12 protein-coding genes are annotated in these 14,029 nt (G+C 63.2%); 10 read left to right on the top strand and 2 right to left on the bottom strand.

Features of this window, described 5'->3' with window-relative positions:
* Entirely contained in the window at positions 1–1,419 is a 1,419-nt protein-coding gene (locus AC5O5I_RS14610; RefSeq protein ID WP_494511017.1) for a Y-family DNA polymerase, read from the top strand.
* Positions 1,416–4,496, top strand: a complete 3,081-nt coding sequence (locus AC5O5I_RS14605; RefSeq protein WP_494511016.1) for an error-prone DNA polymerase — start codon at positions 1,416–1,418, stop codon at positions 4,494–4,496. Before AC5O5I_RS14610 ends, AC5O5I_RS14605 begins: the two co-directional genes overlap by 4 nt.
* Positions 4,497–4,607: 111 nt before the next feature.
* On the opposite strand, the gene AC5O5I_RS14600 is transcribed toward AC5O5I_RS14605, so the two are convergent.
* Positions 4,608–5,429: an aldo/keto reductase gene (locus tag AC5O5I_RS14600; RefSeq protein WP_172225086.1), complete on the bottom strand. Its 822-nt coding sequence runs from the start codon at positions 5,427–5,429 to the stop codon at positions 4,608–4,610.
* Positions 5,417–6,322, bottom strand: a complete 906-nt coding sequence (locus tag AC5O5I_RS14595; protein WP_172225083.1) for a LysR family transcriptional regulator — start codon at positions 6,320–6,322, stop codon at positions 5,417–5,419. Before AC5O5I_RS14595 ends, AC5O5I_RS14600 begins: the two co-directional genes overlap by 13 nt.
* 140 nt (positions 6,323–6,462) lie before the next feature.
* On the opposite strand from AC5O5I_RS14595, the gene AC5O5I_RS14590 reads away from it, so the two are divergent.
* The 8 genes from AC5O5I_RS14590 to AC5O5I_RS14555 all read left to right on the top strand — a co-directional run bounded on the left by AC5O5I_RS14590 (position 6,463) and on the right by AC5O5I_RS14555 (position 14,018).
* Positions 6,463–7,161, top strand: coding sequence for a CoA transferase subunit A (locus tag AC5O5I_RS14590; protein ID WP_172225080.1), 699 nt, complete (start codon positions 6,463–6,465; stop codon positions 7,159–7,161).
* A gap of 34 nt (positions 7,162–7,195) precedes the next feature.
* Positions 7,196–7,852 carry a CoA transferase subunit B gene (locus AC5O5I_RS14585; RefSeq protein ID WP_172225077.1) on the top strand — a complete coding sequence of 219 codons (657 nt, stop codon included), beginning with the start codon at positions 7,196–7,198 and terminating at the stop codon, positions 7,850–7,852.
* A gap of 148 nt (positions 7,853–8,000) precedes the next feature.
* Positions 8,001–9,419 carry a short-chain fatty acid transporter gene (locus AC5O5I_RS14580; protein ID WP_172287065.1) on the top strand — a complete coding sequence of 473 codons (1,419 nt, stop codon included), beginning with the start codon at positions 8,001–8,003 and terminating at the stop codon, positions 9,417–9,419.
* A gap of 88 nt (positions 9,420–9,507) precedes the next feature.
* Complete coding sequence (locus AC5O5I_RS14575; protein ID WP_494511015.1) at positions 9,508–10,050, top strand: helix-turn-helix domain-containing protein; 543 nt, start codon at positions 9,508–9,510, stop codon at positions 10,048–10,050.
* 261 nt (positions 10,051–10,311) lie between these two features.
* A complete protein-coding gene (gene eppA, locus AC5O5I_RS14570) occupies positions 10,312–10,488 on the top strand; it encodes an EPS-associated small membrane protein EppA (RefSeq protein WP_172225069.1) in 177 nt (58 codons plus the stop codon).
* 250 nt (positions 10,489–10,738) lie between these two features.
* Entirely contained in the window at positions 10,739–11,296 is a 558-nt protein-coding gene (locus tag AC5O5I_RS14565) for a polysaccharide biosynthesis/export family protein (RefSeq protein WP_172225067.1), read from the top strand.
* Between the two features lie 24 nt (positions 11,297–11,320).
* Positions 11,321–12,436 carry a hypothetical protein gene (locus tag AC5O5I_RS14560; RefSeq protein WP_172225064.1) on the top strand — a complete coding sequence of 372 codons (1,116 nt, stop codon included), beginning with the start codon at positions 11,321–11,323 and terminating at the stop codon, positions 12,434–12,436.
* Between the two features lie 19 nt (positions 12,437–12,455).
* Positions 12,456–14,018 (top strand): GumC family protein, encoded by a 1,563-nt coding sequence (locus AC5O5I_RS14555; RefSeq protein ID WP_172225061.1) that lies wholly within the window; start codon positions 12,456–12,458, stop codon positions 14,016–14,018.
* The last annotated feature ends 11 nt before the right edge of the window (positions 14,019–14,029 follow it).

The following is a 14,029-nucleotide window of genomic DNA, read 5'->3' as shown; positions in this document are numbered from 1 at the left end:
ATGCTCTGGGCCTGCATCCTGCTTCCGCAGCTGGCGCTCGACACCGTCCTGCGTGAGCGTGACGACCCTGATACGCCGCTGGTGCTGGTTGGCGGGCCCACCCAGCGACGCGTGTTGCAGGCGGTCAACCTGGCGGCTGCTGCGCTCGGCCTGCGTGCCGGGCAAACCCTGACAGCGGCGCGCGCCCTGGCCGATGGCTTTACCTGTGTCGAAGCCGACCCCAGACGCATCGATCAGGTACAGCAGCTGCTGGCAGCCTGGGCCTACCGCTTCAGTGCCCAGGTCAGCCTGCATTACCCACGGGCGCTGTTGCTAGAGGTGGGCTCCAGCCTGCAACTGTTCGGGCCCTGGCCCTCGTTCGAGGCCCAATTGCGGCAGGAACTCGCAGAGTTGGGCCTGCGTCAGCGCATCGTCCTGGCCAGCAACCCGGTGGCGGCACGCATGCTCGCCAATGGTCACGACGGCCTGGCCGTGCCCGATGCTGACGACACCCGGGCGGCGCTCCTGGGCATGCCGATCGAGCGTGTCGGCTTGCCGGCCGACGCCGCGGATGCCTTCGCTCGCATGGGGCTGCGGCAACTGGGCCAGGTGCTGGCCTTGCCGCGCGACACACTGGCGAAACGCTTTCCTGCCCAGGTGCAGTTGCACCTTGACCAATTGCTTGGCCTGCGCAATTTCGGCCTGGATTTCTACCAGCCGCCGGACCGCTTCGAAGCCCGTCTTGAGCTGAATTTCGACGTCGAATCACACCAGGCCCTGCTGTTCCCGCTGCGGCGCATGCTCAATGACCTGGCCGCCTTCCTGGCTGGGCGCGACTGTGGTGTTCAGCGGTTCTGCCTGCACCTGGAACACGTCGAAGGGCCGGACACCTTGCTTAAGGTGGGGCTGCTGGCGGCCGAGCGGGATGCCGCAAGGCTGTTCGAGCTGGCCCGGGGGCGCCTGGAGCCGCTACGCATTACCGCCCCGGTGCGCAACCTGCGGCTGGTTGCCGAAGACCTGCCAGCCTTTGTGCCGCAGCACCATGCGTTGTTCGACCCACGAGCACAACAGGCGCAACCTTGGGAGCAATTGCGCGAGCGCCTGCGCGCCCGGCTGGGGGATGAGGCAGTCAAGGGCCTGAGCGCCGCAGCCGATCATCGCCCCGAGTGCGCCTGGCAAGCGCGAGAGCAGGGCGCCCAGGGCAGCATGCCGGTCGCCCCCGGTAGCCGCCCTGGCTGGTTGTTTGCCGCGCCTATGGCGCTGGACGAAGCCGGCTACCAGGTGCAGGGGCAGGCCGAACGCATCGAATCGGGTTGGTGGGATGGCGCTGACGTGCGCCGCGACTACTACCGCATCGAAACCCGTGACGGCCTGCGCGGCTGGGCCTACCGCGACCTGAGCCAGGCCGGGCCGCTGTGGCTGCAGGGCTGGTTCGCATGAACACCCAGGGTTATGCCGAGCTGCACTGCCTGTCCAATTTCAGCTTTCAGCGCGGTGCCTCCAGCGCTGACGAGTTGTTCCGGCGTGCGCGTGAGCAAGGCTATCAGGCCCTGGCGATCACTGACGAATGCACCCTGGCGGGCATCGTCAGGGCCTGGCAGGCCGCCAAGGAGCATCAGATGCAACTGATCGTGGGCAGCGAGGTGCAATTGCAGGACGGCCCCAAGCTGGTGCTGCTGGTGGAGAACCTGGTCGGCTATCAAAACCTCTGCGCCCTGATCACCCGGGCCCGGCGGCGGGCGCCAAAGGGTGAGTACCAATTATTCCGTGACGACGTGCTGCACCATCATCAAGGCTTGCTTGCCCTGTGGGTGGCCGATGACAGCGGCGATACCGCTGCTGGCCAGTGGCTGCGCAGCGTGTTCGATAACCGCCTGTGGCTGGCCGTGCACCTGCACCGGGGCAGTGACGATGCCTTGCGCCTGCAGCATTCGCTCGCCATGGCGACCAGGCTGGGTATCGGCGCGGTGGCCTGCGGCGACGTGCACATGCATGTGCGTGGCCGGCGTGCGCTGCAGGACTGCATGGCTGCCATCCGCCAGCATTGTCAGGTGGCCGAGGCCGGGCGCTTTCTGTTTGCCAATGGCGAGCGGCATCTGCGCAGCCAGGCACAACTGGGCGAGCTGTACCCCGGCGACCTGCTGGCCGAGACGCTCGCCATCGCCGAGCGCTGCCGGTTCGACCTGAGCGAGTTGCACTACCAGTACCCGCGCGAATTGGTGCCTCAAGGCCATACACCAGCGACCTGGCTGAGTGAGTTGTGCGAACAAGGCTTGCCGTTACGCTGGCCGGGCGGGCCAAGCCGCAAAGTGCGGGATGTGCTGGCCAAGGAGCTGGCGCTGATCGAAGAGCTGGGCTACGAGAGTTATTTTCTGACCGTGCACGACATCGTCGCCTTCGCGCGCAGGGAGGGCATCCTGTGCCAGGGGCGTGGTTCGGCGGCCAACTCGGTGGTGTGTTTCGTGCTGGGCATCACCGAACTCGACCCCATGGAGCACCGCCTGCTGTTCGAGCGCTTCCTGTCACGCGAGCGCAACGAGCCGCCCGATATCGATGTGGACTTCGAGCATGACCGGCGCGAAGAAGTGATCCAGTACGTGTTCCGCCGTTATGGCCGACACCGCGCGGCGCTCACTGCGGTGGTGAACACTTATCATGCTGCGGGTGCTGTGCGGGATGTGGCGCGGGTGCTGGGGTTGCCCGCCGACCAGGTGGATGCCCTGGCCAAATGCTGTGGCCGCTGGAGCGACCGTATTCCCGATGCGCAGCGCCTGGCTGAAGCCGGTTTCGAGGCCGGCAGCCCTTCGCTGCGGCGGGTGCTGGTGCTGGCCGGTGAGCTGATCGGCTTCCCCCGGCACCTGTCGCAGCACCCGGGTGGTTTTGTCATCTCGCAGCAACCGCTGGACCAGCTGGTGCCGGTTGAAAATGCCGCGATGGCAGAGCGCACGGTCATCCAGTGGGACAAGGATGACCTGGACATGGTCGGCCTGCTCAAGGTCGATGTGCTGGCGCTGGGCATCCTCAGCGCCCTGCGCCGTTGCTTCGACCTGCTCCAGCGCCACCGCGGTCGGCACCTGACCCTGGCCACCATCCCCAGCGAAGACCCGGCCACCTACGCCATGATCAGCCGCGCCGAAACCATGGGCGTGTTCCAGATCGAGTCACGCGCGCAGATGGCCATGCTGCCCCGGCTGCAGCCCAACACGTTCTACGACCTGGTCATCGAGGTGGCCATCGTCCGCCCGGGGCCGATTCAGGGTGACATGGTGCACCCGTACCTGCGCCGGCGTCTCAAACAGGAGCCGGTGACGTACCCTTCGCCGCAGCTCAAGGAAGTCTTCGAGCGGACCCTGGGGGTGCCGCTGTTTCAGGAACAGGTGATGGAACTGGCAATGGTCGCAGCCGACTACAGCCCCGGTGAAGCCGACCAGCTGCGCCGCAGCATGGCGGCCTGGAAGCGTCACGGCGGCCTGGAACCGCACCGCGAGCGGTTGGTGCAGGGCATGCTGCGCAATGGTTACGACCTGGCGTTTGCCGAGCGCATCTTCGAACAGATCAAGGGCTTTGGCAGCTATGGCTTCCCGGAGTCCCACGCCGCCAGCTTTGCCTTGCTGTGTTATGCCAGCAGCTGGCTGAAGTGCCATGAGCCGGCGATATTCACCTGTGCGCTGGTCAATAGCTGGCCGATGGGTTTCTACAGCCCCGACCAGTTGCTGCAAGAAGCGCGACGGCAAGGCATCGAGGTTCGGCCGGTTGATGTCTGCCACAGTGAGTGGGACTGCACCCTCGAGCCGGATACCCAAGGCGTCCTGGCCATTCGCATGGGCATGCGCCTGGTGCGAGGGCTGGCTGAGGCCGATGCCAGGCGCCTGGAGCAGGCGAGGGCGCAGCGACCCTGGCGCGATGTCGAAGACCTGTGCCGGCGCGCGCGGCTTGATTCGCGTTCCCGTGCACGCCTGGCCGATGGCGGGGCACTGCGTGCCTTGGCCAGCGACCGCCACCAGGCACGCTGGCAGGTGGCAGCGGTGCAGGCACAACTGCCTTTGTTCGCCGAGGTTGAGGCCTTGCCTGAAACGCCAGTGCAGCTGCCAGTGCCCTCGCTGGCCGAGGACCTGGTGGCCGATTACCAGGCCTTGGGTACCACGCTGGGGCCGCACCCGTTGGCCTTGCTGCGCACACGGCTGCGGGCGCTGGGCTGTCGCAGTTCGAGTGAGCTGGAGGGTGTCGAGCATGGCGACAGCATTGCCGTGGCCGGGCTGGTGGTCGGCCGGCAGCGGCCGCAGACTGCCAGTGGCGTGACATTTGTCACGCTTGAAGATGAGCACGGGATGATCAACGTGGTGGTGTGGCGCGACCTGGCCGAGCGGCAGCGGCGGGCGCTGGTAGGGTCACAGTTGCTCAAGGTCAGCGGGCGGCTGGAGCAGGAAAATGGCGTGCGTCACCTGATTGCCCGGCGGCTGGAGGATGTGACTTTGCTGTTGCAGGGGCTGGATGTGCGCAGTCGGGATTTTCATTGAGTATGTCCGCTTGCACAGGGATCGCATCAAGGCTGACAGGCGCTGAAAATGCTGTGGCGAAAACTGCCAGCCCTGATGCAACCAGCCAAAGCTCATAGAATCTCCCCCAGATCACACCATCGCCAGCCGCTGCTTGCGCGTCGGCGCCGGAAACGCCCGGTCGATCGCCCGCAGGTCTTCGCTGGTCAAACTCAGCGCACCCGCCGCCGCATTCAGGCGCACATGCTCGGGCGTGACAGCCTTGGGAATGGCGATCACCCCGCTATGACGGGTTACCCAGGCCAGGCTGACCTGGGCCGGTGTCGCACCATGGCGCTCGGCAATCTGCGTCAGCACCGGGCTTTGCAACAAGCGCCCGGCCTGCGCCAGCGGGCAGTAGGCCATGGTCGGCAGCGCGCGCTTTTCGCACCACGGCAGCAGGTCGAACTCGATGCCGCGCTCGGCCGGGTTGTACAGCACCTGGTTGGTAGCGCAATCGAGATTGTCCAGCTCACGCAGGTCATCGACATCGAAATTGGACACCCCCCAGCGCCTGATCTTGCCTTGCTCGCGCAAGCGCTCGAAGGCCTCGACGGTTTCATCCAGCGGGTGCTGGCCACGCCAGTGCAACAGGTACAGGTCGATGCAGTCGGTGCCCAGGCGCTTCAGGCTGCGCTCGCAGGCGGCCGCCATGCCGCTGCGGCTGGCATTGTGCGGGTAGACCTTGCTGACCAGGAACACCTGGTCGCGGCGCCCGGCAATGGCCTGGCCAACCACGGTTTCTGCACCGCCTTCGGCATACATTTCGGCGGTGTCGATCAAGGTCAGCCCCAGCTCGATGCCCTGCTGCAGGGCCGCCACCTCGGCAGCCTCGCGGCCTGGGTCTTCGCCCATGTACCAGGTGCCTTGACCGATAACCGGAACGTTCGAACCTGCCAGTTTCACGTAACGCATGTCACCTCCGGGATGTGGGTATTGGAAAGCAGTACTTCAAGCAATGCTTGCGCTGCAGTGGACAGCTTGTGCTCGCTGAGGGCGATCACGCCGATACGCCGCTCGACGGTGGGCTCGACCAAGGTCACGCAGCGTGCGCCCAGCTCCTGCATCTGGTTGATGCACAGCGCGGGCACGGCACTGACCCCCAGGCCGCTGGCAACCATGCGGCCGATGGTCGCCAACTGATGGCTCTCGAACGCTACCGTGAGCTTGCCGTGGCAGGCAGCCACGTTCTGCTCCATCAGCAAGCGTACGGCTGATGGGCGCTGCAACGCCACAAAGTCTTCGGCCATCAGCTGCGTCCAGCTGACCTGGGGCAGCAGCGCCAACGGTGAATCGGCGGGCACCACGGCGACGAAGCGGTCCATGTACAACGGATAGAAGCTCAGCCCGTCGATGTTGTCCGGCTCGAAGCCGATGCCCAGTTCGACGCGGCGATGGCGCACCAGTTCCTGTACCTGTTCGTTGATCACGTCATGCACGGTGACATTGACCTTGGGGTAGCGTTGCCGAAACACCTTCAGTGATTGCGGCAGCAAGTTGCCAGCAAAGGCCGGCATGGCCGCTACCGACACCCGGCCCAGCTGCAGGGTGAAACGCTGGCGCAGCATTTCTTCGGTGTCGTCCCAGTCGGCCAGCAGGCGCCTGGCCAGTGGCAGCAGCACTTCGCCTTCGGCGGTCAGGCTGACGCTGCGCGTGGTACGGCTGAGCAGGGCGCCGCCAAGGTTTTCTTCCAGTGCCTTGATGGTCAGGCTCAAGGCCGGTTGGGAGACATGCAGGTGCTCACCCGCCTGGGCGAAGCTCTGGTACTTGGCCACGGTGACAAAGGCACGCAGTTGCTTGACGTTCATGACAGGCCTACAGTTTGTTTTGTAAAAGTTATCAATCGATGATTAAAACAAAATTAACAAATCAGTCGCTTGCGGTGAAGATGTCTACGCACGCTCACCGACAGCATCGTCGGTTCAACACCTACAAAAGGCGGATCAGCATGGCCGGACTGGACAAGCGCGTTGCAACCTACGAACAGGCCCTCGAAGGCTTGACCGACAACATGACGGTACTGGCCGGTGGCTTCGGCCTGTGCGGCATTCCGGAAAACCTCATCAGTGAAATCAGGCGGCGTGGCGTCAAGGGCCTTACGGTGGTTTCCAACAACTGCGGCGTCGACGGCTTTGGCCTCGGTGTGCTGCTGGAGGACCGGCAGATCCGCAAGATGGTGGCGTCCTATGTGGGCGAAAACGCCGAGTTCGAACGCCAGCTGCTCAGCGGTGAACTGGAAGTCGAGCTGACCCCGCAGGGCACCCTCGCCGAGAAGATGCGCGCCGGCGGTGCCGGTATCCCGGCCTTCTATACGGCCACCGGTTACGGCACCCCGGTTGCCGATGGCAAGGAAGTGCGCGAGTTCAAGGGCCGCAAGTACATCCTCGAAGAATCCATCACCGGTGACTTCGCCATCGTCAAGGGCTGGAAGGCCGACCATTACGGCAACGTGGTGTACCGCAACACCGCGCAAAACTTCAACCCGCTGGCGGCCACCGCCGGCAAGATCACCGTGGTCGAAGTGGAAGAGATCGTCGAACCCGGCGTGCTGCTGCCCAGCGAAATCCATACCCCGGGCATCTTCGTCGACCGCGTCATCGTCGGCACCTTCGAAAAGCGTATCGAAAAGCGCACCGTCAAGGCCTGAGCGCCATCACCAGAACAACAAAGAGATCCTGACCATGGCACTGACCCGCGAACAGATGGCACAACGCGTTGCCCGTGAACTGAAGGACGGCTACTACGTCAACCTGGGCATCGGCATTCCGACCCTGGTGGCCAACTACGTGCCCGCCGACATGGATGTAATGCTGCAATCTGAAAACGGCCTGCTCGGCATGGGCGAGTTCCCTACCGAAAGCACGCTCGACCCCGACATGATCAACGCCGGCAAGCAGACCGTCACTGCCCGCCGTGGCGCCTCGATCTTCGATTCGGCGCAGTCGTTCGCCATGATTCGTGGCGGCCACGTCGACCTCACCGTGCTGGGCGCTTTCGAGGTGGACGTGCAAGGCAACATCGCCTCGTGGATGATCCCCGGCAAGCTGGTCAAGGGCATGGGCGGTGCCATGGACCTGGTCGCTGGCGCCGACAACATCATCGTCACCATGACCCACGCCTCGAAAGACGGCGAGTCCAAGTTGCTGGCGCAGTGCAGCCTGCCGCTGACCGGTGCCGGCTGCATCCGCAAGGTGTTGACCGACCTGGCCTACCTGGAAATCGAAGACGGCGCCTTCATCCTGCGCGAGACCGCACCTGGGGTGAGCGTCGAGGAAATCATCGAGAAAACCGCCGGCAAGCTGATCGTGCCGGATGATGTCAAGGAAATGACCTTCTAAGCATCACCTCAATCCCTGTGGGAGCGGGTTTACCCGCGAATGCGGCGGTGAATTTACCGAAGCATTCGCGGGTGAACCCGCTCCCACAGGGATTTTGCGTTATTCGGCAAAACTGCCCCCTCATAAAACCAATAAAAGGAATTGCCCTGTGGCCGCTGAAATCCAAGACAGCCGTTCCGCCCGCTTTGCCTTGCGCTGTTCCAACTGGGCCGAACGCTGGTTCCCCGATTCCTGGGTGTTCGCCGCATTGGCGGTACTGCTGGTGTGCCTCGGTGCCCTGGCAATGGGCGCCAAACCCACCGACACGGCCAAGGCCTTCGGCGATGGCTTCTGGAGCCTGATCCCGTTCACCATGCAGATGGCCTTTGTGGTCATCGGCGGCTATGTGGTGGCCAGCTCGCCGCCCGCCGCGCGGCTTATCGACCGCTTGGCGCGCATCCCCGGCAATGGTCGCTCGGCCGTATGCTGGGTGGCGCTGATCTCGATGCTGGCGTCGCTGCTCAACTGGGGCTTGTCGCTGGTATTCGGCGGGCTGCTGGTACGCGCCCTGGCGCGGCGCACCGAGCTGAAAATGGACTACCGTGCCGCCGGTGCGGCAGCCTACCTGGGCCTGGGCGCCGTATGGGCGCTGGGGCTGTCATCCTCGGCGGCGCAGCTGCAGGCCAACCCGGCCAGCCTGCCACCGTCGATCCTGTCGATCACCGGGGTCATTCCCTTTACCGAAACCATCTTCCTGTGGCAGTCGGGCGTCATGCTGGCAGCGCTGATCGTGGTCTCGCTGGTGATTGCCTATGCCACGGCGCCAGGCCCGAACAGTGCGCGCAGCGCCGAGGACTGCGGTATCGACCCCAGCTTCACCGCGCCTCCTGCGCCCCAGCGCACCCGCCCGGGTGAGTGGCTGGAGCACAGCCCGATCCTGATCCTGTTGCTGGTGGCACTGGCTGCGGGCTGGCTGTACCAGGAGTTCGCGACCAAGCCGGCGATTACTGCGATTTCCGGGCTGAACACCTACAACCTGTTGTTCATCATGCTTGGTGCCTTGCTGCACTGGCGCCCGCGCAGTTTTCTTGACGCTGTGGCGCGTGCGGTGCCGACCACAACGGGCGTATTGATCCAGTTCCCGTTGTATGGCTCGATCGCTGCCATCCTCACCCAGGTGAAGGGCGTCGATGAACAGACCCTGGCCCATCACATCTCGCTGTTCTTCACCCAGATTGCCACCCATGACACCTATGCCTTGTTGATGGGCGTGTACTCGGCGGTGCTGGGCTTCTTCATCCCTTCGGGCGGCGGCAAGTGGATCATCGAGGCGCCTTACGTGATGCTGGTGGCCAATGACCTGCAGTATCACCTGGGCTGGGCGGTGCAGATCTACAACGCTGCCGAAGCCTTGCCGAACCTGATCAACCCGTTCTACATGCTGCCGCTGCTGGGCGTGCTGGGGCTCAAGGCGCGTGACCTGATCGGGTTTTCGTTCGTGCAGTTGCTGGTGCATGCGCCATTGGTGCTGGTGTTGCTGTGGGCCTTGGGCACGACGCTGCAGTATGCGCCACCGGTAATGCCGTAACCGCTGCGCGGTTGAGCCCGCGCCCAAGGTTTGGCGCCGGGCTCAACACGCGTATCATGGCTGCCTTCGCCTGGGAGCCCCGCGCCACATGTCTATCCGATTGAAACTGCTGCGAAAGAAACTGGGCATGACCCTGGAACTGCTGGCCGAGAAAACCGGCATGACCAAAAGCTACCTGTCCAAGGTCGAGCGCGGCCTGAACACGCCGTCGATCGCCGCCGCCTTGAAGTTGGCGCGGGCGCTGAACGTCAACGTCGAAGAACTGTTCGCCGAAGAACAGCACCGCCAGAGCCGTTACAGCCTGGTGCGCAGTGGCCAGCGCCAGGCCCTGGTCGGGGATGGGCAGGGCCCCGGCTACGCGGCGCTCACCAACCAGGTGGGGCAGCGCAGCCTGTTGCCGTTCCTGATCCAGCCACCGTCAGAATTCAGTGACCCCACGTTCAAGGAGCACCAGGGCGAGGAGTTTCTGTTCGTGCACGCCGGTCAGGTGGAGGTGGACTTCATGAACGAGCGGGTGCTGCTGGAGCAGGGCGATGCCCTGCATTTCGACGCGCAAACACCGCACCGCCTACGCTCGGTGGGGGCGCTGCCGGCACAGTTGCTGGTCGTGGTACACCACGGGGAAGCATAAAATGCCGGGGGGTCGCAGTGCGGCCTCAGCGCCAGTGCCGGCTATCTCATCGGTGAAACGCTACAGCGAACATCCCCACCCGCCTGCGCATATTCTGCATGTCGATATTTTGACGAACTCGCCTATCACCCATTGAATTTTATTATGGTGTCGGATCATTGACGTAGTGTCACTGTGCCCATAAGCTCAATTCAACAGCAATACAACTCCCGCCACACCGCGCCAATAACTCATTGATTTTCCTCTTTAAAGGAAGGGCGTATGCGCACGACTCTGATTATCAAATCGATGTTTCTGATGGTGCTTCTGAGTGGCGCGGCTCGCGCGGCGGACTCGTATATAAACCAAAACAGTATCATTCCTGTTTCAACCGCAGTCTGGTTCTTTGCTTTTGCAGTTGTCGGTTTTGTGGCCGTGGCCAACCGTAGAAAGATCTGAACCTGATTGCACGCTGGAGGGTTGATCACCCCGCCGTCGGCTTGTCAATTCCCCAACCGTTGCTATATTCCCTGTAGCCCGTGAACGTCCACGGTTGCAGGCAGCGCAGGGTAGCTGCGCAGCGTCAAGGTAAGGGCCTGCAGAAAGGTCCAGGCCATCGCGGCAGCAGTCCGTCGCGAAGCGGAGCGAGAGTTGGTGTGTTGTTCTCATTCAGTGCTCTTTGTCGGGCCATTTGGCCGGAGGGACCCTCATGATGCGTTCAATGTTTGCCGCGTTCTGCATGCTGGCGGCGTGGTCTGGTGTGACCAATGCCGATCAGTCCGGTGCTACCTACCTGCTCAGCCCTGGCGATGTGGTGATGGTTTCGGTATGGCAGGAAGACAGCCTGCGTCAAGAAGCCACCGTACTTCCCGATGGCAGCATCACCTTCCCACTGGCCGGGCGCATCAATGTCGCCGGGCTGGATGTGACCGCAGTTGAAAAACAAGTTGCCAGCAAACTCGAAAAATTCCTCCCCGACCCGAATGTCAGCGTTGTCGTCAAGAGCATTGCCGGCAACCTGGTGTATGTCCAAGGCAAAGTGATCAAGCCCGGACCGGTACAAATGGCAGGCCCGACCGCCGTGCTGCAGGCCCTGAGCATGTCGGGCGGCCTGGACAAGTTTGCTGACGAAAGCGATATCAAGGTGGTCCGCGGCACTGGCACTTCCCAAAAGATCCTGCCCGTGCGATATAAGGACCTGGTGTCTGGGCGGGACATGTCCACCAACATCCAACTTCAGGCTGGCGATACGCTGGTCGTTCCTTGATCTTGCCTTTAATAAGAACACTTAATGCCTCTTCTAAGAACAACTCGCATTGCGACGGCAATCCTGGTATTGCCGTTCACGGACGCGGTCCTGGCGGCAAATTGGCAGTCTACGGTGGTGGTACCGACATCCGTTGAATACGACAGCAACCCGTTGTTGCTGTCGTCGGGGGAGAAAGGTGTAACGCGCACGATCATCGCGCCCGATTACACCCTGATCGGCACCTTCGACCGTGACGAATTGAGGTTGGGGCTGGGCATGCATGTATTGCGCTCATCCGACACGGATATCGTCGATGACCGTGAAGACCCCGACATCAGCCTGGGCTGGCAACGCACCACCGAACGCGGGCGTTTCGGCCTGCTGGCGCGTTACAACGAGAGCTCGACGCTGTCGGGGACGGTGCTGGACACGGGGGTGATCACCACCGACGGTACGCAGAAGCTGTACACGCTGACCGGCAACTGGAGCCAGGCAGTCACTGAGCGCAGCACCCTGAGCAACGAAACCACCTACAACCGTGCCCGTTACGACATCAGTACCCTGACGGGCTACGAAGAACTGGCAAACGTATTCACCTGGACCTATGCCTGGAGCGAGCGCGCCGATGTGTATGCCCGCTTTGGCGCCCGGCGCTACGAGCCCGAGCAGGACCTGACCGCGACGGCCTCCAACAGCTACACGCCCGCAGTTGGCATCAAGTACCAGCTGGCTGCAGGCTTGAGTGCCGATGCCCACGTTGGCGTCAATGAAGTGTCGGGTGACGACGGCGGGCGGCGCGGGGAGGGCGGGGTTTCGCTGCTGTACACCGGTGTGCGCTCCGATGCCAGCTTCACGGCTGAGCGCAGCACGGTGGCCAGCGCCGAAGGCGGCTTCGCCGAGCTGGACCAGGTACGCGGTGTGTGGAGTTACGCGGTGGGCGAGCTGACCCGGGTGGGCGCGGACGCCGCCTGGCAAGACAGCAAGGGGCAGTCGCCCAACACGCTACAGACGTACAGCGTATGGGCCAGCCGCCAGTTTTCGCCGTACTGGGACCTGCGCCTGTCGCTGATGTACAAGGAACGGCAGCAGGACCACGAAGCCGATGCAACCGCGACGATCGTTGGTCTGACGTTGACGTACAGGTATCCCGACATCTGAACTTCAGGCAGGTGGCCCCATGAAGTCTGACTACGAACTCTCGATCAGAGATTACATCGCCATTATCAAGGACAGGGCCCTGGTGTTAGGGGTGAGTGCCGTAGTCATTCTTGCCGCGACCGTGGCGGTCGCGTTGATGGTGCCGCCGATCTACCAGTCAACCGGCACCATCCTGGTGGAATCACAGCAGATTTCGCCCGAGCTGGTGTCGACCAACACCACCAGTTTTGCCGATGAGCGCATCGAGGTGATTCGCCAGCGGGTGATGACCCGCGAAAACCTGCTGCGCATCATCGACAAGTACAGCCTGTTCGCCGACAAGCGCCTCAGCGAAAGCGACAAGATCGACCAGATGCGCAATGCCATCGTGGTCGAAACCCTCACCACCTTTGTGCGCGGGCGCGGCGAAGCGACCGTTGCCTTCAATGTGTCCTTCGAGCACAAGCAGGCGCAAGTGGCCAAGGAAGTCGCCGACGAGCTGGTGACACTGTTCCTTAACGAAAACCTCAAGCAGCGCACCGAACGGGCCAACGAAACCACCGAATTCCTTACCCAGGAGGCGAACAAGCTGGGCGCCGAACTGGCCAGCCTGGAAAACCAGCTGGCCGATTTCAAGCAGGCCCATGCCAACGCCTTGCCGGAGCACCAGACCCTGCGCATGAACATGCTGTCGCGCTCGGAGCTGGAGTTCCGCGAGGTCGACCGTGACTACAAGGCGGCCCAGGAAGAACTGCGTTACCTGGAGCTGGAACTGTCTGCCGCCAACGCCGGGCTAGGCACCAAGGCCACAGAAGGCAGCAAGCCTGCCAGTGCCGACCAGCCGCAGGACCTGCCCAGCCTGAAGGCCGAATACGCGCGGCTGCTGAGCCGCTACAAGGACGCCCACCCGGACGTGGTCGCGGTCAAGCGCAAGATCGATGCATTTCAGGCCACCGGTGGCCGCACTGCAGTGGCCTCCACGGTCAGCCTCGACGTCGCCCGGGTACGTGCCAAGATGAGCGCTGCCCAGGAGCGGATCAGTTCGCTGGCCGAGCAGAAGCGCGAATTGACCCGCAAGATGGAAGGCTACGAGGCCGAGATCCTCGAGGCGCCGCAAGTGGAGCGTGGCCTGGTGACCTTGATGCGTGACCATGACAACGCCCGCAAGAAGTACGAAGAAATCCGCGCCAAGGAAATGGGCGCGAAGATTACCGAAAGCCTGGAACAGGAGAACAAGGCTGAACGCTTTGTACTGCTGGAGCCACCGCTGATGCCCGAGAAACCGATCAAGCCGAACCGCAAGAAGATCGCCGCACTGGGCCTGGTGCTGGCACCGGCCGGTGGCGGCGCACTGGTGATGCTGCTGGAAATGCTCAACCAGCGCGTGCGCGGCGTCGGGGCCCTGGAAAGCCTGCTGGGCAAGCGGGTGCTGGTAGCGCTGCCCTACATCGATACCCGCGCCGACGTGGCCAGGCGCAAGCGCTGGCGCAACTGGCTGATTCTGGCGGCACTGGCGCTGGCGGCTATCATGATAGTGCTGGTACACATGTTCTACATGCCACTGGATGTGCTGTTGTTCAAGGCCATGTCTCGGTTTGCATAGGGAAAGCAGTG

The sequence above is a fragment of the Pseudomonas sp. 9_2_1 genome, from assembly GCF_059295275.1.
Note: the sequence above shows the minus strand (reverse complement) of the source record. Positions and strands in the feature narration are given on the sequence as shown.

Bases quoted from the DNA above. Each gene is read 5' to 3' on its own strand.
- AC5O5I_RS14610 (WP_494511017.1), top strand. From the start codon at position 1: ATGCTCTGGGCCTGCATCCTGCTTCCGCAGCTGGCGCTCGACACCGTC.
- AC5O5I_RS14605 (WP_494511016.1), top strand. From the start codon at position 1,416: ATGAACACCCAGGGTTATGCCGAGCTGCACTGCCTGTCCAATTTCAGC.
- AC5O5I_RS14600 (WP_172225086.1), bottom strand. From the start codon at position 5,429: ATGCGTTACGTGAAACTGGCAGGTTCGAACGTTCCGGTTATCGGTCAA.
- AC5O5I_RS14595 (WP_172225083.1), bottom strand. From the start codon at position 6,322: ATGAACGTCAAGCAACTGCGTGCCTTTGTCACCGTGGCCAAGTACCAG.
- AC5O5I_RS14590 (WP_172225080.1), top strand. From the start codon at position 6,463: ATGGCCGGACTGGACAAGCGCGTTGCAACCTACGAACAGGCCCTCGAA.
- AC5O5I_RS14585 (WP_172225077.1), top strand. From the start codon at position 7,196: ATGGCACTGACCCGCGAACAGATGGCACAACGCGTTGCCCGTGAACTG.
- AC5O5I_RS14575 (WP_494511015.1), top strand. From the start codon at position 9,508: ATGTCTATCCGATTGAAACTGCTGCGAAAGAAACTGGGCATGACCCTG.
- eppA (WP_172225069.1), top strand. From the start codon at position 10,312: ATGCGCACGACTCTGATTATCAAATCGATGTTTCTGATGGTGCTTCTG.
- AC5O5I_RS14565 (WP_172225067.1), top strand. From the start codon at position 10,739: ATGATGCGTTCAATGTTTGCCGCGTTCTGCATGCTGGCGGCGTGGTCT.
- AC5O5I_RS14560 (WP_172225064.1), top strand. From the start codon at position 11,321: ATGCCTCTTCTAAGAACAACTCGCATTGCGACGGCAATCCTGGTATTG.
- AC5O5I_RS14555 (WP_172225061.1), top strand. From the start codon at position 12,456: ATGAAGTCTGACTACGAACTCTCGATCAGAGATTACATCGCCATTATC.